The following is an 18856-nucleotide window of genomic DNA, read 5'->3' as shown; positions in this document are numbered from 1 at the left end:
ATTCGGCAGCTCATCTGCAGCGGCGCGTCATGCGTCAAGGCCGGGGATGCCGCCCTCGAAGCGCTCGACCATGAAGTCGACGAACTGGCGCACCTTGGGCGAGAGGTGGCGGTGGCGGGGATAGACGATCCACACCCCGGTATCGCGCACCTGGTACTCATCCAGCACCGAGATCAGCTTGCCGCTGGCCAGATAGGGCGCGACGTAATAGTCGGGAATCTGGGCAAGGCCGAGGCCCTTGAGCGTGGCGTCCAACAGTGCCGGACCCGAGTTGGCCTGCCAGCTGCCGGTGATGCGCACCTCACGGCGCTGACCCTCGACCTCGAACAGCCACTCGCGCTTGGAACCGGCCAGGCAGCGATGACTGGAGAGCTCGGCCAAGGTGTGCGGGCGCGGCGCCTGCTGGAAGTAGTCATGCGAGGCGACGACGAATTCGCGGCGGTCCACCAGCCGCCTTGCGATCAGCGAGGAATCCTTGAGCACGCCCATGCGGATGGCGACGTCGAAGCCCTCGTCGATCAGTTCCACCGGACGGTTGGTGAAGTGCATCTGCACTTCCAGTTGCGGGTGCAGCAGCTGGAAGTCGTTGACCAGCGGCGCGACGTAGCGCTCGCCGAAGGTGGTGGCGCTGGTCAGCTTGAGCACGCCGCTGGGGCGGGCGTGGAAGTCACCGATGGCCTGTTCGGCGGCGCGGAAGCCATCGAAGAGGTGATGGCAGTGCTCGAAATACACCTGTCCGGCATCGGTGAGACGCGTCTGACGGGTGGTGCGGTAGAGCAATTGGGTATCGAGCTGGGCTTCCAGCTGGCTGATCAGACGACTGACATGTGAGCTGGACACCCCGAGATGACGGGCGGCACCGGAAAATGAGCCGATTCTGACGACTTCCACGAAGGCTTCGATACGGTCCCAGCGCTGCATGCTGGCTCCTCTTTCATTGTTGTTGAGTGGCAATAATCATCTGAGTGCCGACGGCTTAATCCCACCCGCATGACTGCGTAGACTGTGCTCCATGCCAAGCCCGCAAGGATGAACCGCAAGGACGAGCCCAGTGCCTGTCGCGTGGGGAGCCCCTCGGGCGACTCATCTATGCAACCTGTCAGGTGCTGCTACCTTTCAGGGTGGCCTCCGTGGTGATCATCACCACACCAGGGGGCATGAGATTGGCAGCCAGTTTACCGCTATTGATGCTCACTAGGAGAGATTCATGAAATCACGTGCTGCGATTGCGCTGGAAGCCGGCAAGCCGCTGGAACTGGTCGAGATCGATGTCGAAGGGCCGAAGGCCGGTGAGGTGCTGGTACGCATCGTCAATACCGCCGTCTGTCACACCGATGCGTTCACCCTGTCCGGCGCAGACCCGGAAGGCCTGTTCCCGTCCGTTCTGGGCCACGAAGGCGCCGGTATCGTCGAGGAAGTGGGCGAAGGCGTAACTGGCCTGGTGCCGGGCGACCACGTCATTCCGCTCTACACCGCCGAATGCGGCAAGTGCAAGTTCTGCCTCTCCGGCAAGACCAACCTGTGCAGCGCCGTGCGTGCCACCCAGGGTCGCGGCCTGATGCCGGACGGCACCTCGCGCTTCTCCCTCGATGGCAAGATGCTGCACCACTACATGGGTACCTCCACCTTCTCCGAATACACCGTGGTGCCGGAAGTCTCGCTGGCCAAGGTGTCCAAGGAAGCGCCGCTGGACAAGATCTGCCTGCTGGGCTGTGGCGTCACCACCGGTATCGGCGCGGTGATGAACACCGCCAAGGTCGAGCCGGGCTCTACCGTCGCCATCTTCGGCCTCGGTGCCATCGGTCTGGCCGCCATCCAGGGCGCGGTGATGGCCAAGGCGTCGCGCATCATCGCCATCGACATCAATGAAGACAAGTTCGACCTGGCCCGCAAGTTCGGCGCCACCGACTTCGTCAACCCGAGCAAGCTGTCCGTGCCGGTCCAGGAAGCCATCGTCGACATGACTGACGGCGGCGTCGACTACTCCTTCGAGTGCATCGGCAACGTCAATGTCATGCGTGCGGCGCTTGAGTGCGCACACAAGGGCTGGGGCGAATCCATCGTCATCGGCGTCGCCGGTGCCGGTGAAGAGATCTCCACCCGTCCGTTCCAGCTGGTGACCGGGCGCGTCTGGAAAGGCTCCGCCTTCGGTGGCGTCAAGGGCCGTACCGAACTGCCGGGCTACGTCGAGCGTTACATGGACGGCGCGATCAATCTGGACGACTTCATCACTCACCAGATGCCGTTCGAGAAGATCAACGAATCCTTCGATCTGCTGCACGAAGGCAAGTCGATCCGTACCGTGCTGAGCTTCTGATCCGGGGCTGAACTGCCGCCGGGCAACACGGAAACACCTGTTGCCCGGTGAGGTCTGGAATGCGAAACGGCGTCGGCTTGCCGACGCCGTTTTCATGGGCGATATCACAAGGGAGAGCATGATGACCGCGACCGAACAACTCGAGCTGGTCAGCGCCAACAAGGTGCATGGCGGCTGGCTCAAGCGTTACCGTCACCGCAGCGGCAGCCTGGATTGCGACATGGTGTTCGCCATCTATCTGCCGCCCCAGGCCGAACAGGGCCCGGTGCCGATGCTGTGGTGGCTGTCGGGGCTGACCTGCACCGACGAGAACTTCATGCAGAAGGCCGGCGCGCAGAAGAAGGCGGCGGAGCTGGGCATCGCCCTGATCTGCCCGGACACCAGTCCGCGCGGCGTCAATCTGGAAGGCGAAGACGACAGCTACGACTTCGGCAGTGGCGCAGGCTTCTACGTCAATGCCACCCGCGAGCCGTGGGCACGTCATTACCGCATGTATGACTACGTCACCGAGGAGCTGCCGGCGCTCGTCAAGCGGCACTTCCCGGTGGATGGCGAGCGTGAGTCGATCTCCGGTCACTCCATGGGGGGCCATGGCGCCTTGATCTGCGCGCTGAAGAATCCGGGCCGCTATCGTTCGGTCTCGGCCTTCGCGCCGATCGTCAATCCGATGGCCTGCCCGTGGGGCGAGAAAGCCTTCAGCGGCTATCTCGGCGATGACCGCGCCCAGTGGGCGCAGTGGGACACCTGCGAGCTGGTCAAGCAGGCGAGCAAGAGCGGCGCCGCGCGTCAGGAGCTGTTCGTCGAGCAGGGCGAGAGTGATCAGTTCCTCGAGGAGCAGCTCAAGCCGGAGCGCCTGGAGGCGGTCTGCGCCGAACTGGACCACCCGCTGGTCCTGCGTCGTCAGCCCGGCTACGACCACAGCTACTTCTTCATGGCCAGCTTCATCGATGAGCATCTTGCCTACCATGCGAAGCACCTGCTTTGAGGTGTGAGTGTGGTAGCTGGTAGAGATGAATAGACACGCGAAACATCTGCTTTGAGGTGTGAAAGCGCCAGTCGCAGATGATCGCTCGCCGAGCAGAGACACAGCGTGAAAGACAGAAACGACAGTCCCGCTATCGATTGATGGATAGCGGGACTGTCGTTTTTTCGTCATGAGAAGCAGAGTTTTTCAGAACCTTCAGGCATGAAAGCCCGTTTTGGTAGCGTTTGCTTATGCTGCGTCAGTGGTAGCCAACTCAGGCGTTATTCTGTGCCGTACGGCAACGATGATTTGCTGCACAGCGGCGATAAAGTCACTGCGCCATGCAGGCGCGATGGTTTACTGTCGAGAGGTGGACAACACACGACGTCCAGGCAGTGAATCACGACATCCCTGACGCTATCGGAATTGCAGAGGTCGCTTATTGACCTCCCCCTGATGGGGCCGATCGCCGATGTCGTCGCTGCTGGAGCCGACCCTCCGGGTTCGCTCCCTGCTGAGACCCAATAACGATAATACTGCGGACCCCCGCCGGCCTCATCAGGCCACGGGAGAGGGCACCACGAGGCCCCGGTCTGCCACTCAAGCAGATATAGAGAAGGACTCCCCTCATGGCATTGACCAGTGGCCGTTTCGCCCGCCCGTACGAAGCTCACTCATCCGCTGCAGGAATGGCCGGCGAGACGCGCCAGCCGCAGACCATCGGCTTCCTGCTGCTCGACAGCTTCACGCTCATCTCGCTGGCCTCGGCGGTGGAACCGCTGCGCATGGCCAATCAGCTGGCCGGACGCGAGCTGTACCGCTGGTATACCGTGACGCTGGAAGGCGCCCCCGTGCGCGCCAGCGATGGCCTGCAGGTCACGCCCGATACCTCCACCGAGGCCTGCCCGCCGCTGGATATCGTCATCGTGTGCGGTGGCGTCGGCATCCAGCGCTCCGTGCATCGTCCGCATGTCAGCTGGCTGCAGGCGCAGGCACGTGCCGGCCGCAAGCTGGGTGCCGTCTGCACCGGCAGCTGGGCGCTGGCCCAGGCGGGGCTGCTCGAAGGCCATGAGACCAGCATCCACTGGGAGTGTCTGGCCGCGATGCAGGAAGCCTTCCCGCGCGTGCCGCTGACCACGCGACTGTTCTCCATCGATCAGGACCGCGCCACGGCCTCCGGCGGAACCGCGCCGATGGACATGATGCTGACCATGATCGGTCGCGAGCATGGCCGCGAGCTGGCGGCGGGCATCTCCGAGATGTTCATCTGCGATCGCGTACGTGGCGAGCAGGACCAGCAGCGCGTGCCGCTCAAGCATGTGCTGGGCACCACCCAGCCCAAACTGCTGGAAATCGTCGCGCTGATGGAGGCCAATCTGGAAGAGCCCATCGGCCTGGACGAGCTGGCGCACTATGTCGATGTCTCGCGCCGTCAGCTGGAGCGGCTGTTCCAGCGGTATCTGCACTGCTCGCCGTCGCGCTACTATCTCAAGCTGCGCCTGACCCGCGCGCGTCAGCTGCTCAAGCAGACGGCGCTGTCGATCATCGAGGTGGCCTCGGCCTGCGGCTTCGTGTCCACGCCGCACTTCTCCAAGTGCTACCGCGAGTACTTCGGCATGCCGCCGCGTGATGAGCGCATCGGGGGCGAGCGCAGTGTCAGCGTGCTGGAGGTGCCGTGTCGCGCCGATGGCGATCATCAGCTGACCGGTATCGCCAGTCTGGAAGGGCTGCTGCACCAGTCGATCGGCCAGAGCATGGTCGGCAATGCGCCCCTGCAACCGGCCAGCGAGTCCCCCGTCTCCTCGGCGATTCTGGCACTGGCCAATGCGCGCGGTGAGCCGACCTACGCCAGTGTGCGTCTGCAGGGCTGACGCCTGCCGACTGACACCAGCCTCCCGCAATGTCCAACGCCTCTGCCGCTCCGGCAGGGGCGTTGTCGTTTTCACAGGAGCCACCGGCACGCTCTGGTACACTCGAAGGCACCAGGAAGCAGTGGCTGACACGACAATGGCTCGGCGGCGAGCCACGACACGCACGACAGGGGACGGCAAGGGATGGCACGAGGACAGCAACGCAGGCAGGAAGGCACGGAGCGTGTGGCGGGTGCTCGGCGCGGGGCGACACGCCGCCCGGCGCCGCGTGCCGGCATGCGCCCGATGGAGCGCCTGCGCTGGCTGGCGGTGTGGGCATTCAAGGTCGTCGCCTGCTGGATGGTGGCCTGCATCGGCCTGGTGGTATTGCTGCGCTTCGTGCCGTTGCCGGTGTCGATGGTGATGCTGGAGAAGTGGGGCTATGGCCTGGTCACCGGCGAGCCGATGGCGCTGCAGCATGACTGGGTGCTGATGGAGCAGATTTCCAACCATGCCCGTCTGGCGGTGATCGCCTCGGAAGACCAGAAATTCCCCGATCACTACGGCTTCGATGTCGATCAGATCGTCAAGGCCATCGATGCACGGCTGGCCGGTGAGCGTCTGCGTGGCGCCAGTACCATCAGCCAGCAGACCGCCAAGAATGTCTTCCTGTGGAACGGGCGCAGCTGGGTGCGCAAGGGGCTGGAGGTCTGGTTCACCATCCTGATCGAGATGATCTGGCCCAAGGAGCGCATTCTCGAGGTCTACCTGAACGTCGCCGAATGGGGGCCGGGGGTCTTCGGCGTCGAGGCCGCGGCCGAGCATCACTTCAATACCGATGCCGCCAGCCTTTCCGCCTATCAGGCCAGTCTGCTGGCGGCGGTATTGCCCAACCCGATCCGCTTCAATGCCGGCAAGCCCTCGGCCTATATCCAGCGTCGCGCCAGCTGGACGCGCCGTCAGATGAACAATCTCGGCATGGGCTACTTGAAGCGTCTGGAACAGCCGCGTGGCTGGCTGAGCTGGGACCTGCTGCCTTCGCTCAAGGAGCTGTCCCCCGCGCATTGACCGGCTTGTCGCTACACCATCGGCTGTCCCACGACGCCCCGGCTCACTCGAGTCGGGGCGTCGTCGTTTCAGAAACGACAGCCCTGACGCGATTCGATAGCCACGGGTCGCATCTGGCGTCAGAGGGGAAAGAGGGCAGGACTATGCTGGCACAGCCTGCTGGAGATCGTGTTCCGGCAGGCCCTGTCCGCCGGGTACGGGCAGTGACCTGACTTCCAGAGCCGCCTGCCCAGCGCCGGAGCGACATGATGTCCGAATTCTCCTCCTCCTTCGGTGGGTCCGATGCGGCCCGCGCCCTGCACGATGACAGCATCGTCATCGATGGTCTGGTGATCGCCAAGTGGCAGCGCGAGCTGTTCGAGGACATGCGCAAGGGCGGTCTGACCGCTGCCAACTGCACTGTCTCGGTCTGGGAAGGCTTCCAGGCGACCGTCAACAACATCGTCAAGAGCAACCAGCTGATCGCCGAGAGCAGTGATCTGGTCTGCGTGGCGCGCACGGCCGCCGACATCCGCGCCGCCAAGGCCGCCGGCAAGACCGGCATCATCTACGGCTTCCAGAATGCCAACGCCTATGAAGACCAGATCGGCTATGTCGACGTCTTCAAGCAACTCGGCGTGGGCATCGTGCAGATGTGCTACAACACCCAGAATCTGGTCGGCACCGGCTGCTACGAGCGCGACGGCGGCCTGTCTGGCTTCGGCCGCGAGATGGTCGCCGAGATGAACCGCGTCGGAGTGATGTGTGATCTCTCCCACGTCGGCTCGAAGACCTCCGAGGAAGTCATCCTCGAATCCAGGGTACCTGTCTGCTATTCCCACTGCGCGCCGGCCGGTCTCAAGGACCACCCGCGCAACAAGTCCGATGCCGAGCTGCGCTTCATCGCCGAACACGGCGGTTTCGTCGGCGTCACCATGTTCACCCCCTTCCTCAAGGCCGGCGTCAACGCCACCGTCGACGACTACGTCGAGGCCATCGAATACGTGATGAACCTGGTCGGCGAGGATGCCATCGGCATCGGCACCGACTTCACCCAGGGTCACGGCCAGGACTTCTTCGAGTGGTTGACCCACGACAAGGGCTACGCCCGTCGTCTCACCAACTTCGGCAAGATCGTCAATCCGGAAGGCATCCGCACCATCGGCGAGTTCCCCAATCTGACCGAGGCGCTGCTGCGTCGCGGCATGAGCGAGCATCAGGTGCGCAAGATCATGGGCGAGAACTGGCTGCGCACGCTGGAAAACGTCTGGGGCGGCTGAGTCTGTCTGCCCGCGCCTTTTCTTGATCGCTCTTACTTGATCTTTCTTTCCTGATCTCTCTTTTGCAATTCCCTCAAGCCCCCTTTGGAGGACACCGACATGAGCAAGATGGCCCCTGAACTGCCGATCGAAGTGGATAGCGAGACTGGCGTCTGGACGTCCGATGCGCTGCCGATGCTGTACGTGCCGCGCCACTTCTTCATCAACAACCATGTCGCGGTGGAAGAGGCGCTGGGCGTGGAGAAATACGCCGAGATTCTCTATCACGCCGGCTACAAGAGCGCCTGGCACTGGTGCGAGAAGGAAGCCGAGCTGCACGGCCTGGTCGGCGTGGAAGTCTTCGAGCACTACATGAAGCGCCTGTCGCAGCGCGGCTGGGGTCTGTTCATCACCGAGGAGATCGATCTGGAGCGCGGTACCTGCAAGGTGCGCCTGGAACACTCCTGCTTCGTCTATCAGCAGGGCAAGACCGGCACCAGGCTCGAGTACATGTTCACCGGCTGGTTCGCCGGCGCGATGGACCAGATTCTGGCTGCGCGTGGCAGCGAGCTGCGCACCGTCGCCGTCCAGACCCAGAGCGGCGGTGAGGAAGGCTGTGACGTGGGGTATTTCGAGGTCGCTCCCGGAACAGTGTGACGTTTTCGGATCCGCCACTCTCTATTCCATGGCTCGGGTCAAGGCCCAGACCCGGCCCAGGCAAAAGGCAACAGCACAAGCCGGCTGCCCGTTCATCTCTCTGTCACGACACTCACCACCCACAACAACGACAACGCAACGCCTGAGCGCCGCCTTTCCTGACATGCAAGACGCCTGACGCCGACCCCGCCGCCACCAGCAACGACTCGTGGCGGCGGGCAGGCCAGGCCAGCGTGACGAGGCGGCGCTCTCCCCGGCGAGGAGCTCTCACCATGGCATTCGACGCACTCTTCCAGCCGATCGAGATCGGCAAGCTGACCATCCGCAACCGCGTCGTCAGTACCGCCCACGCCGAGGTGTATGCCACCGATGGCGGCATGACCACCGAGCGCTACGTGCGCTACTACGAAGAGAAGGCCAAGGGCGGGTGTGGCCTGTGCATCTGTGGTGGCTCCTCGGTGGTCTCCATCGACAGCCCGCAGGGCTGGTGGAGCTCCGTCAATCTGTCGACCGACCGCATCATTCCGCATTTCCAGAATCTGGCCGATGCCGTGCACAAGCATGGCGGCAAGATCATGATCCAGATCACCCACATGGGCCGTCGCTCGCGCTGGGACGGCTTCGACTGGACCTCGCTGATGTCACCGTCCGGCATCCGCGAGCCGGTGCACCGCTCGACCTGCAAGACCATCGAGGTGGAGGAGATCCAGCGCATCATCGCCGATTTCGCCCAGGCGGCGCGGCGTGCCAAGGAAGGCGGCCTGGACGGCGTCGAGCTGTCCGCCGTGCACCAGCACCTGATCGACCAGTTCTGGAGCCCGCGCGTCAACAAGCGCACCGATGAGTGGGGCGGCAGCTTCGAGGGTCGCATGAAGTTCGGTCTCGAGGTGCTCAAGGCGGTGCGCGCCGAGGTCGGCGACGACTTCGTGGTCGGCATGCGCATCTGTGGCGATGAATTCCATCCCGATGGCCTGTCCCACGACGACATGAAGCAGATCGCGGCCTATTACGACGCCACCGGTCTGCTCGACTTCTTCGGCGTGATCGGCTCCGGCTGTGATACCCACAACAGCCTCGCCAACGTCATTCCCAACATGTCCTACCCGCCGGAACCCTTCCTGCACCTGGCCTCCGGCATCAAGGAAGTCGTCTCGATTCCGGTGATCCACGCCCAGAACATCAAGGACCCCAACCAGGCCGAGCGTATCCTGGAAGGCGGCTATGTCGACATGGTCGGCATGACCCGCGCCCACATCGCCGATCCGCACATCATCGCCAAGATCAAGATGGGCCAGCTCGACCAGATCAAGCAGTGCGTCGGCGCCAACTACTGCATCGACCGCCAGTATCAGGGCCTCGACGTGCTGTGCATCCAGAATGCCGCCACCTCGCGCGAATACATGGGCCTGCCGCATCAGATCGAGAAGACCAGCGGCCCGGTGCGCAAGGTTGTCATCGTCGGCGGTGGTCCGGCCGGCATGGAGGCAGCCCGCGTGTGCGCCGAACGCGGCCACGACGTGACGCTGTTCGAGGCCCGTGACGAGCTGGGCGGCCAGATCACCATCGCGGCCAAGGCGCCGCAGCGCGATCAGATCGCCGGCATCACGCGCTGGTATCAGCTGGAACTGGCGCGCCTGAAGGTTGACCTGCGCCTGGGCACGCGGGCCGATGAGGCTACCATCCGTGACCTGCGCGGCGATGTGGTGATCCTCGCGGTGGGCGGTCGTCCGTTCATGGACCAGTTCGCGTCCTGGGGCTATGACGAAGACCCGGCCAAGAGCCTGATCGTCTCTTCATGGGACGTGCTGGACGGGCGCGTCGCGCCGGGTAGCAACGTGCTGATCTACGACAGCATCTGCGAATTCTCCGGGGTCTCGGTGGCCGACTATCTGGCGGACAAGGGCGCCAGGGTCGAGATCGTCACCGACGACATCAAGCCCGGTGCGGCGGTCGGCGGCACCACCTTCCCGACCTACTACCGCAGCCTGTATGCCAAGGAAGTCGTGATGACCTCCGACATGGTGCTGCATGAGGTCTATCGCGAGGGCGAGGGGCTGGTGGCGGTGCTCGAGAACGAATACACCGGCACGCTGGAAGAGCGCGTCGTCGATCAGATCGTGGTCGAGAACGGCGTGCGTCCGGATGAGGCGCTCTACTACGCCTTCAAGGACGGCTCGCTCAACAAGGGCCAGATCGACGTCGAGTCGCTCTACGCCATCAAGCCGCAGCCGTGCCTGAGCCAGGCCACCGAGGGCAATGATTACCTGCTGTTCCGCCTCGGTGACTGCAACGCACCGCGCAACACCCACGCCGCCATCTATGACGCCCTGCGTCTGTGCAAGGACTTCTGATGACGTGATCTGCCGAGCCGGCCGCGCCTATGCCGCCGGCTCGGCAGTCGTCCGGTCGACAGCGGGCTTGAAGAAAGCGGCTGAGCGGGTCTGAAAGAGAGACTGACCGGGTCTGAAAGAGAGACTGAGCGGGCTTGAGGAAAGAGGGTGAGCAGCATGAATGACACGATCTTGTCGGTATTGATCTTCACCGCGCTGGCGCTGGCTGCCATCGGCGCGGTCAAGCGCATCGGCCTGTGGCGCCAGGGGCGGGCGGACGCCACGTCCATGAGCATGGGAGAGCTGATCGCGAGCCTTGCCAAGGTGCCGCGCCGCTACGGGGTGGACCTGCACCACGTGGTCGCGCGGGACCGCTACATGGCCAACACCCACGTCGCCACCGGGGGCGGCTTCGTGGCCGCGGCGCTGCTGATGGTGGTGGTCTACGGCTTCGGCATCGACTCCGCCTGGCTGGGCGTCTTGCTGCTGCTGGCCAGTGGCGCGATGTTCGGTGGCGCGCTGTTCGTGCGTCGTCGTCGCCTCGACCCGCCGGCGCGCCTGTCGCGTGGCCCGTGGATGCGTCTGCCCAAGAGCCTGCTGGTGTTCTCCGCCAGCCTGTTCGTGATGAGTCTGTCACTGGTGCTGCCGGAAGGCGTCGGCGGCATGATCTCCGGCGGTATCCTCGGGCTGGTGCTGGTAGCGGGCATCGCCTGGGGGTTGCTCGAGATGATCGTCGGCATGACCGGCGGCGGCTCGCGCATCACCGGGCCGATGAAGCATGCCTTCGCCGGTGCGCTGCATCTGGCCTTCCATCGGCGTCCGGCACGTTTCAGCACCCGTGACAGTGCCGGCATCCGCGACAGCGCGCTGCTGCCGCTGGACCTGACCAACCCCGAGGCACCGCTGGGTGTCGGCAAGCCGTCCGATTTCAACTGGCGTCAGCTGCTGGGCTTCGATGCCTGCGTGCAGTGCGGGCGCTGTGAAGCGGTGTGCCCGGCGTTCGCGGCCGGTCAACCGCTCAATCCCAAGAAGCTGATCCAGGACATGGTGGTGGGCATGGCCGGTGGCAGCGATACCGCCTACGCCGGCTCGCCCTATCCGGGCGATGAGCCAAGGCGCGCGCCCGGCCAGCATGGCGGCGGCCCGCAGCAGGCCATCGTCGGGGCCTCTCCGCATGCTCGCCCAGCAGCTCAGACCGTTGCCTCTGGGCCGATCCAGATCAAGGCGGCACCGGGTGCTGCGGGTGAGGCGACAGATGGCGACAAGCTGATCCACGAGTTCAAGGTACTGGTCGAGCCGGAAACCCTGTGGGCCTGCACCACCTGTCGCGCCTGCGTCGAGGAGTGCCCGATGATGATCGAGCACGTCGATGCCATCGTCGACATGCGCCGTCACATGACGCTGGAGCAGGGCGCGACGCCGGGCAAGGGTGTCGAGGTGCTCGACAACCTGATCGCCACCGACAACCCGGGCGGCTTCGCGCTCGAAGCGCGTCTGCATTGGGCGGCGGATCTCGACCTGCCGCGCATCGCCGAGCTGCAGGCCGCCCGCGAGGCAGCGCGTGATCCGCGTCCGGTGGAAGCGCTGCTGTGGCTGGGCGATGGCGCCTTCGACATGCGCAACCAGCGCACGCTGCGTGCCTTCGTGCAGGTGCTGCGCGCCGCCGGGGTCGATTTCGCCATCCTCGGTGCGGAAGAGCGTGACAGTGGCGACGTGGCGCGCCGTCTGGGGGATGAGGCGACCTTCCAGTCGCTGGCCACCCGCAATATCGCCACCCTGTCGAAGTATCGCTTCGCGCGCATCATCACCTGCGATCCGCACAGCTTCCATGTGCTGGGACGTGAATATGCCGCCTTCGGTGGCGACTACCTCGTCAACCACCACACCAGCTACATGAACGAGCTGCTGGCGGCGGGTCGTCTGAGCCTCGATGCCACCAGGCTGGCGACGCTCGGCGCGGTCACCTGGCACGACCCCTGCTATCTGGGTCGCTACAACGGTGAATTCGAGGCGCCGCGTAGCTTGCTGGCGGCGCTGGGGCTGGAAGTGCGCGAGATGCAGCGCTCCGGTTTCCGCTCACGCTGCTGTGGCGGCGGTGGTGGCGCGCCGGTGACGGACATCCCCGGCAAGCAGCGTATCCCCGACATGCGCATGGGCGATGTGCGCGAGACCGGCGCCGAGGTGGTGGCGGTCGGCTGCCCGCAGTGCACCGCGATGCTGGAAGGCGTGGTGGCTCCGGCCGGTGAAGCCGAACCCCAGGTGCTGGATCTGGCGGAACTGATGGCGCGGGCGCTGGTACTGGAAGCGTCCACGCAAGGCTTGGCGGCGTCGACCACGCAGCCCACTGACGCGGAGGTGGCGGCATGACGATTCCCGTCGATCCACACGCAATCGAGCGTGAGTCACTGCCACGCCGTGACCCGCGCCTGGAGCAGCAGGCACGCAATCGCCTGCACCCGCAGCATCTCATCGCGCTGCAGGCGCTGGGCCGCGGCGCGGCAGCCCCTCAGGAACGCTGGATGGGCCCGCAGGGCGTGATGCGTCGCGACCCGCATGTCGGCCACTTCATCGCCGCCAATGGTCGCAAGCGCATCGACCGCAGTGGCCGCTCCGGGCCTGCCGCGGCGGGTGCTGGCCAGCCCGCGGTCGTGGCCAAGGCGCGCGTACTGCCGCTGGTCGAGATCGCATCACCCGCCTTCCTGATCGCGGTGGTGCCGGACATGACCGGTGGGCGACTCTCGAGTCACGACCGCGATGTACTGGGGCTGGCGCGTCAGATCGCCGATGCCGACCCCGCCCATCAGGGCGCGGTGCTGGCCGTCACCTTCGGCACGCTGCGTGAGGATGGTGACGCCGCCGACAGTGTCGGACTCGGCGCGGCGGGTGCCGATCGCTGGCTGCACTTTGCCGATACCCTCCACGATGGTTATGCGCCGCTGGCTCAGCTGGCGGAGCTTGAGGCCATCGATGGCAAGCTGGCACCACGGCTGTGGTTGCTGCCGGAATCCCGCACTGGCGGTGGCGAACGCGGCCGACGTCTCGGTGCGCGCCTGCTGTGCCAGGGCGATGCGCTGGCGCGGCCCAGCGGCAATGCCTATCAGCTCGACGGCGAGCTTGCCGCCATCGGGCGTGGCGAGCTTGCCGAGGTGAGCGTCACCGGGCGCAGCGGCAATGGTCAGCAGGACCTGACTCGCCCGCTGACCCGTATCGTGCTGTGCGAGGCGGAATGCGCCGAGCCGGTGGAAGATGTGCGCCACGCCGCGCTGCCGCTCGAGTGGGAGGCGGCCAGTGCCGCGCACGCCGTGCCAGACGTGATCGAAGACCTTGGTCCGGTGGCCGTCGATCCCTCCGCGATCGCGCTGGGCGAGGCCGAATTCATTCTCTCGGCGGGCAACGGCATCCGCGATTGGGATGGCTTCCACCGCGCCGCCAGCCTGCTGGGGGCCACCGAAGGCGCCTCGCGGGTGGCGGTGGATGACGGCTTCATGCCGCGTGCCCGCCAGGTCGGTGCTACCGGTACCTGGGTGACGGCGCGGGTCTATGTCGCGGTGGGCATCTCGGGGGCCATCCAGCATCTGCAGGGCATCCAGCGCTGCGACAAGGTGGTGGCGATCAACACCGATGGTGGCTGTGACATGGTCAAGCGTGCCGATCTTTCGGTGATCGGTGACGCCGGGGCGATTCTCGCCAGCCTCTGTCATCAGCTCGAGGCCGAACGCGGTGCCGGCGGTGATACCTCGTCGGCGGGTCAGGTGCCTGCCGCGGCCTCGGCGTCATCCAGTGCGTCATCCGCCACGCTTGCCGCCGACGCGGCCTGAACTCGCGCCTGCGACAGGGGAAAGGAGAAGGATATGAAGGCAGATCGTTCGTCCGATGCACAGCAGGCCTCGGCGCCGCTTGAGGTCGTGAGTCTGGTGTCGCTGGGACAGCATCCGGTGTCGGGGCGTCTGCGGCGCGCCGAGCAGGACGCCCGCGCCCTGGAGCTGTGTCTGGCGCTGGAGCGTCAGTCGGCACCCGGTGCCGTAAGCCTCAGCGCCTGGCACGCCACTGGCAGCGAGATCGCGCCCGGCAGCGAGCAGGACCAAGCGCTGCGCGGTTATCTGGGCATGGGGCTGGAGTCGTTGACGCTGGTAACGCCGGATGCTCCTGGCGCTGACCCGCTCAAGGCTGTCGATTCGTCGCTCAAGGCTGCTGATTCGCTCAAGGCTGCTGATCAGCCGGTCATCGATGTCTGGCCGCTGCTGGTCACGCGCCTCAAGCAGGCGGCCCCGCAGTTGGTGGTGTGTGGCGGCCAGGGCGAGACCGGTGAGGGCAGTGGTCTGTTGCCGCATCTGCTGGCGGAGAGTCTCGGCTGGCCGCTGGTGGAGGGTATCGTCGCGATCGAGAGCTGCGATGGCGCGCATCTCACCGCCTTGCAGGCGCTGCCACGTGGCCAGCGGCGACGGTTGCGCGTGAAGCTGCCGGCGCTTGTCAGTGTCGACTCCGCGGCGCCGGCGGCGCGTCAGTCGGCCTTCGCGCAGGCGCGCCGCGGTGAGCTTTCCTCACTGGCCAGCGGCGAGCTTGTCCGTGATGCGCAGGCCGAGGCCTTCGGCGTGGCCCCGGCTCGCAAGCGCCCCAAGCGCTTGAAGCGCATCAAGGCGACCAGCGCGCGGGACCGCTTCAAGGCCGCGGCCGCCAAGGCCGAAGGGGGTGGTGGCAAGCGGCTGGAAGGCGTGAGCGCCGAGGAGGGCGCGGCGGAAATCCTCAAGCTGCTGCGTGAGGAAGGCGTGCTGCGCTGAAGTCACGCAGACGGTAAAAAGCCCCTGTCAGCCGAGCTGACAGGGGCTTTTTCATGCATCACAGAAGGTCGTTTCTCACAGAAGGTCGCTCCTTACAGAAGGTCGCTCCTCACAGAAGGTCGCTCCTTACAGAAAGGTTACTCCTCCCACTGCCAGTCCTCATCGTTCAAGGGTTCGGGCGAGGTGTGTTCGTCGGTGCCCTGGGGAGCCTTGCGCGCTGCCTGACTGGCTTCGCGCTGGCGCATCGGCATGTTGTCGATCACCTGATAGATCTGGTCGGGGGAGACGAAGCCTTCCTGCTGCATCTTCTTGCCGCCGTCCTTGCCCATCAGGATGACGGTGAAGGGCGCGCCCTCGCGCAATTGCATGGCATCGCGCAGGGCACGCACCTCCTCGAAGCTCATCGGCACGCCATCGTGGATGCCGCGCGTGCCCATCAGCGTATAGAGCGTCATGTCGCGTTGCTGCATCTCGCCACGCGTGGCGCGCAGTTCCTCGCGCTGACGCTCGAGATCCCGGTCCTGCTCATCCGGCGCGATCAGCACCAGCGAGCGTCGGTTCCAGGTCTCGCCCAAAAGCGGGTTGGCGGCGGGGTCGACATTGGCGGCGGTCATGGTGGTCTCCGCGGTGTCCGGCGAGGTCGGGGGCGGCGGCGCGCCTGTGGATGTCTCGGCGGGCGCGTTCAGGTCGGCGTCCGAATCCAGCAGGCTGATGGCATGCACCGGCGAGCTCAGCAGCAGGGCCGGCAGCAGGGCCAGCAACAAGAGGCTCATCAGGCCCGGCGTCAGCCTGTGATGCGAGAGCCGTCGAGGTAGCGCGGGCGGTACGTATGTGGACAGTACCTGCGAGGACAGTTTCTGCTTGGACAGTCTCTGCGTGGATGGTATGTGCGTGGACATGGCAGTCCTCCGGCAACGAATGTTATGAGCTGGGCTAGCCAGCCTGGGCTGCAGAAGCAGGTTGCACAGGAGAGTGGCACACCCCGGATGACAGCCTCTCCTTCAAGACTAAGACAGTCGCCGAGAGTTTGCTGCCCGTTGGCGCGCGATTTATGTGGTACTTCACGACATGCCGCCCTCATTCAGCCTGTGAAAAGGCCAATGGCGACATATCGATAGCGGCGGCAACAGGTGGCATGCCTGTCTAGAGCGCGTAGCGAGCGCAGAGGCATGTCTGTATCGAGGGCGGGTCGAGTGGGTGGTGGGCAGACTTCACGCGGCTTGCTGCAGATATTTTCACGATCGTGGTGCAAGCTGTATGCGCGTCCAGCCGTCATGACGCCCGCCATGCGCGGCCCCGCGGTTTTTACGTTGCTGATCTGCGACTCATGTAACTCTGGCGATACAGGATGTTTTCAAAGAGTTGCATGAAAAAATGAACATCCTGTCGTCAGACCCGTCTGAGTTAGGGCAAACACTTATTGATCACTGCTGGAGGCTGCAATGAAACGGATGACTGCATACATGACGGCTGCCCTGATTTCCGCGGGCATGATGTCGGCACCGGCGTTCGCTGCTGACGCACCGGCCCAGGGTCAGTCTACTGCCCAGGCGGCACAGGCTCAGGCTGGCGATTTCACTGACGCTCAGCTGGAACAGTTCGCTGCGGCCTCTCAGGACATCGCACGCATCTCTCAGGAATTCGCCGGCAAGCTGCAGAAAGCCGACGACGAGACTGCCAAGCAGAGCGTGCGTCAGGAAGCCAACGACGAGATGGTCAGCGCTGTCGAAGACTCCGGTCTGGAAGTCGCTACCTTCAACTCCATCGGTCAAGCGGTCCAGAACGACCCGGACCTGATGAAGAAGGTGCAGAAGCTGGCGCAGGAAAACTCCTGATCTCGCCTGGATGACGTTCGGGTCATCCAATGAAAACGCCGCCCCCGGTTGCCGGGGGCGGCGTTTTTTTGTGCCCATGTCTTGCGGCCTGTCAGTCAGTATCGCCTTGGTCAGTAAAGCTTCGGTCAGTAAAGCTTTGGTCAGCGCCGCATGTCAGGCGCCGGCGACCGGACGAATGAGCATGTCCTGTGCCTTCTTTTCCTGCATCAGGCCACGGAACAGCGAATAGCACATCACCAGCAGTACCAGCGTGAACGGCAGCCCCGTGGCGATGGCACCCGCCTGCAGCGAGCCCAGCGCAGCGCTTCCGCCGCCATAGAGCAGGGCACCGGCGATCAGGCCTTCCATCGCTGCCCAGAACATGCGCTGGCTGATCGGTGCATCCACCTTGCCGCCGGCGGTGATCGAATCGATCACCAGCGAACCGGAATCCGAGGAGGTCACGAAGAACACCAGTACCAACAGGATGGCGATGAAGGACGCCACACCGGACAGCGGCAGGTTGTCGAGCATCTGGAACATGGCCAGCGACACGGAATCGATGCCATTGGCCAGCGCGCCTACGCCATTGATGGCCTGTTCCAGTGCGGTACCGCCGAAGACTGACATCCACACGATGGTGACGAGTGTCGGCACCAGCAGCACGGCGGTGACGAATTCGCGTACGGTGCGGCCGCGCGAGACACGTGCGATGAACATGCCGACGAACGGTGACCAGGAAATCCACCACGCCCAGTAGAAGACGGTCCAGCCATGGAACCAGCTTTCATCGGGGCGGCCGATCCAGTTGGACAGCGGCAGCAGATATTCCACATAGCTGAGGGTGGTGGTGCCCAGGCCCATGAGAATGGCGAGTGTCGGCCCGAAGATGAGGATGAAGATGATCAGGACAGCGGCGATGATCATGTTGATGTTGGAAAGCAGCTTCACGCCGCCATCCAGGCCGCGACTGACCGAGTAGATGGCCACCAGCGTCACCAGGATGATGATCGCGATCTGAGTCGGCAGGCCATCGCCGACGCCGAACAGGTAGTCCAGCCCCGATGCTGCCTGAGCGGAGCCCAGCCCCAGCGAAGTCGCCAGACCGAAGATGGTAGCCAGCACGGCGAGGATATCGACGATATGCCCCATCCAGCCCCAGGTGCGCTCACCGAGTATCGGGTAGAACGCCGAGCGGATGGTCAGCGGCAGGCCCTTGTTGTAGGTGAAGAAGGCCAGCGACAGCCCGACCACGGCGTAGATGGCCCAGGGATGCAGGCCCCAGTGATACATGGTGGCGCCCAGCGCGGCGCGTGCTCCTTCCGGCGTCCCGGCGGGTGCGTTCAGTGGCGTGCCGTACCAGTCGGTGTAGTAGGCCACCGGTTCGGCGACGCTCCAGAACATCAACCCGATGCCCATGCCAGCGGCGAACAGCATCGCGAACCAGGAGCGTGTCGAGAACTCGGGCTTTGCCTTCTGGCCGCCCAGGCGCAGCTTGCCCACCGGGTGCACGATCAGCAGCAGGCAGAACAGCACGAAGAGGTTGCCGGCCAGCATGAACAGCCAGTCGCCATGTGCGATGGACCAGGCCTTGGCGCCGCCCAGGGCACTTTCCGCGCCCGCTGGGAAGAGGATGGCAAACAGGATGAAGCTGACGATCAGCACGGCGCTGATCGCGAAGACGGGGTTGTGAACATCGAGACCCATTACCTGGACATTGTCCTGGCCGATCTCGTAGTCCGTGTCATACGGATTCGATGACATTTGGTGACCTCATGTTGTTATTGGTGTCGCCAGCCGGGCAGGGCAGCTGGCGTGGAGCGAGGTGTTGTCGTGGGTG

The 18856-nt window shown here is 64.7% G+C and carries 14 protein-coding genes; 11 read left to right on the top strand and 3 right to left on the bottom strand.

Annotation, left to right across the window (positions count from 1 at the left end; all coding sequences use genetic code 11):
• Nucleotides 1-27: 27 nt before the first annotated feature.
• Entirely contained in the window at nucleotides 28-921 is an 894-nt protein-coding gene (locus ACJJV2_RS14985) for a LysR family transcriptional regulator (RefSeq protein WP_216060106.1), read from the bottom strand.
• Between the two features lie 286 nt (nucleotides 922-1207).
• On the opposite strand from ACJJV2_RS14985, the gene ACJJV2_RS14980 reads away from it, so the two are divergent.
• From ACJJV2_RS14980 to ACJJV2_RS14935, 10 genes are all read left to right on the top strand, one after another.
• Entirely contained in the window at nucleotides 1208-2317 is a 1110-nt protein-coding gene (locus ACJJV2_RS14980) for an S-(hydroxymethyl)glutathione dehydrogenase/class III alcohol dehydrogenase (RefSeq protein WP_043333735.1), read from the top strand.
• Between the two features lie 121 nt (nucleotides 2318-2438).
• A complete protein-coding gene (gene fghA / locus ACJJV2_RS14975; protein ID WP_405281997.1) occupies nucleotides 2439-3302 on the top strand; it encodes an S-formylglutathione hydrolase in 864 nt (287 codons plus the stop codon).
• A 668-nt stretch (nucleotides 3303-3970) separates the two neighbouring features.
• Entirely contained in the window at nucleotides 3971-5152 is a 1182-nt protein-coding gene (locus ACJJV2_RS14970) for a GlxA family transcriptional regulator (protein WP_405282244.1), read from the top strand.
• 285 nt (nucleotides 5153-5437) lie between these two features.
• Nucleotides 5438-6199 carry a monofunctional biosynthetic peptidoglycan transglycosylase gene (gene mtgA, locus ACJJV2_RS14965; RefSeq protein WP_405282242.1) on the top strand — a complete coding sequence of 254 codons (762 nt, stop codon included), beginning with the start codon at nucleotides 5438-5440 and terminating at the stop codon, nucleotides 6197-6199.
• A 248-nt stretch (nucleotides 6200-6447) separates the two neighbouring features.
• Nucleotides 6448-7458 (top strand): dipeptidase, encoded by a 1011-nt coding sequence (locus tag ACJJV2_RS14960; RefSeq protein WP_107335565.1) that lies wholly within the window; start codon nucleotides 6448-6450, stop codon nucleotides 7456-7458.
• Nucleotides 7459-7557: 99 nt separating this feature from the next.
• A complete protein-coding gene (locus ACJJV2_RS14955; RefSeq protein WP_107335564.1) occupies nucleotides 7558-8094 on the top strand; it encodes a DUF5943 domain-containing protein in 537 nt (178 codons plus the stop codon).
• A gap of 272 nt (nucleotides 8095-8366) precedes the next feature.
• Nucleotides 8367-10445, top strand: coding sequence for a dimethylglycine demethylation protein DgcA (gene dgcA / locus ACJJV2_RS14950; protein ID WP_043333738.1), 2079 nt, complete (start codon nucleotides 8367-8369; stop codon nucleotides 10443-10445).
• Nucleotides 10446-10601: 156 nt separating this feature from the next.
• The gene (locus ACJJV2_RS14945) at nucleotides 10602-12791 is read left to right on the top strand and encodes a (Fe-S)-binding protein (protein WP_405281995.1); all 2190 of its coding nucleotides are present in this window, start codon (nucleotides 10602-10604) and stop codon (nucleotides 12789-12791) included.
• Nucleotides 12788-14242 (top strand): electron transfer flavoprotein subunit alpha/FixB family protein, encoded by a 1455-nt coding sequence (locus ACJJV2_RS14940; RefSeq protein WP_405281993.1) that lies wholly within the window; start codon nucleotides 12788-12790, stop codon nucleotides 14240-14242. Before ACJJV2_RS14945 ends, ACJJV2_RS14940 begins: the two co-directional genes overlap by 4 nt.
• 33 nt (nucleotides 14243-14275) lie before the next feature.
• Nucleotides 14276-15202, top strand: a complete 927-nt coding sequence (locus ACJJV2_RS14935) for an electron transfer flavoprotein subunit beta (RefSeq protein ID WP_405281991.1) — start codon at nucleotides 14276-14278, stop codon at nucleotides 15200-15202.
• Between the two features lie 137 nt (nucleotides 15203-15339).
• On the opposite strand, the gene ACJJV2_RS14930 is transcribed toward ACJJV2_RS14935, so the two are convergent.
• Nucleotides 15340-15975 carry a DUF4174 domain-containing protein gene (locus tag ACJJV2_RS14930; protein WP_347422024.1) on the bottom strand — a complete coding sequence of 212 codons (636 nt, stop codon included), beginning with the start codon at nucleotides 15973-15975 and terminating at the stop codon, nucleotides 15340-15342.
• A gap of 669 nt (nucleotides 15976-16644) precedes the next feature.
• Between ACJJV2_RS14930 and ACJJV2_RS14925 the strand changes: the two genes are divergently transcribed.
• On the top strand, nucleotides 16645-17037 hold the full coding sequence (locus ACJJV2_RS14925) for a DUF4168 domain-containing protein (protein WP_043333741.1): 393 nt from the start codon (nucleotides 16645-16647) through the stop codon (nucleotides 17035-17037).
• A 153-nt stretch (nucleotides 17038-17190) separates the two neighbouring features.
• Here ACJJV2_RS14925 and ACJJV2_RS14920 read toward each other — a convergent pair whose 3' ends face one another.
• Entirely contained in the window at nucleotides 17191-18780 is a 1590-nt protein-coding gene (locus tag ACJJV2_RS14920; RefSeq protein ID WP_043333742.1) for a BCCT family transporter, read from the bottom strand.
• Nucleotides 18781-18856 lie beyond the last annotated feature (76 nt).

The organism is Cobetia sp. Ld8, assembly GCF_045066615.1.
In the GTDB taxonomy this organism is placed as follows: Bacteria; Pseudomonadota; Gammaproteobacteria; order Pseudomonadales; family Halomonadaceae; genus Cobetia; species Cobetia amphilecti.
The sequence above is the reverse complement of the archived record's forward strand: the minus strand, read 5'-3'. Positions and strand labels throughout refer to the sequence as shown.

Excerpts from the sequence above, each read along its gene's own strand:
- ACJJV2_RS14935 (WP_405281991.1), top strand. The coding sequence starts at position 14,276 with ATGAAGGCAGATCGTTCGTCCGATGCACAGCAGGCCTCGGCGCCGCTT.
- ACJJV2_RS14980 (WP_043333735.1), top strand. The coding sequence starts at position 1,208 with ATGAAATCACGTGCTGCGATTGCGCTGGAAGCCGGCAAGCCGCTGGAA.
- ACJJV2_RS14940 (WP_405281993.1), top strand. The coding sequence starts at position 12,788 with ATGACGATTCCCGTCGATCCACACGCAATCGAGCGTGAGTCACTGCCA.
- ACJJV2_RS14920 (WP_043333742.1), bottom strand. The coding sequence starts at position 18,780 with ATGTCATCGAATCCGTATGACACGGACTACGAGATCGGCCAGGACAAT.
- ACJJV2_RS14925 (WP_043333741.1), top strand. The coding sequence starts at position 16,645 with ATGAAACGGATGACTGCATACATGACGGCTGCCCTGATTTCCGCGGGC.
- ACJJV2_RS14985 (WP_216060106.1), bottom strand. The coding sequence starts at position 921 with ATGCAGCGCTGGGACCGTATCGAAGCCTTCGTGGAAGTCGTCAGAATC.
- fghA (WP_405281997.1), top strand. The coding sequence starts at position 2,439 with ATGACCGCGACCGAACAACTCGAGCTGGTCAGCGCCAACAAGGTGCAT.
- ACJJV2_RS14930 (WP_347422024.1), bottom strand. The coding sequence starts at position 15,975 with ATGAGCCTCTTGTTGCTGGCCCTGCTGCCGGCCCTGCTGCTGAGCTCG.
- ACJJV2_RS14955 (WP_107335564.1), top strand. The coding sequence starts at position 7,558 with ATGAGCAAGATGGCCCCTGAACTGCCGATCGAAGTGGATAGCGAGACT.
- mtgA (WP_405282242.1), top strand. The coding sequence starts at position 5,438 with ATGGAGCGCCTGCGCTGGCTGGCGGTGTGGGCATTCAAGGTCGTCGCC.
- ACJJV2_RS14945 (WP_405281995.1), top strand. The coding sequence starts at position 10,602 with ATGAATGACACGATCTTGTCGGTATTGATCTTCACCGCGCTGGCGCTG.
- dgcA (WP_043333738.1), top strand. The coding sequence starts at position 8,367 with ATGGCATTCGACGCACTCTTCCAGCCGATCGAGATCGGCAAGCTGACC.
- ACJJV2_RS14970 (WP_405282244.1), top strand. The coding sequence starts at position 3,971 with ATGGCCGGCGAGACGCGCCAGCCGCAGACCATCGGCTTCCTGCTGCTC.
- ACJJV2_RS14960 (WP_107335565.1), top strand. The coding sequence starts at position 6,448 with ATGTCCGAATTCTCCTCCTCCTTCGGTGGGTCCGATGCGGCCCGCGCC.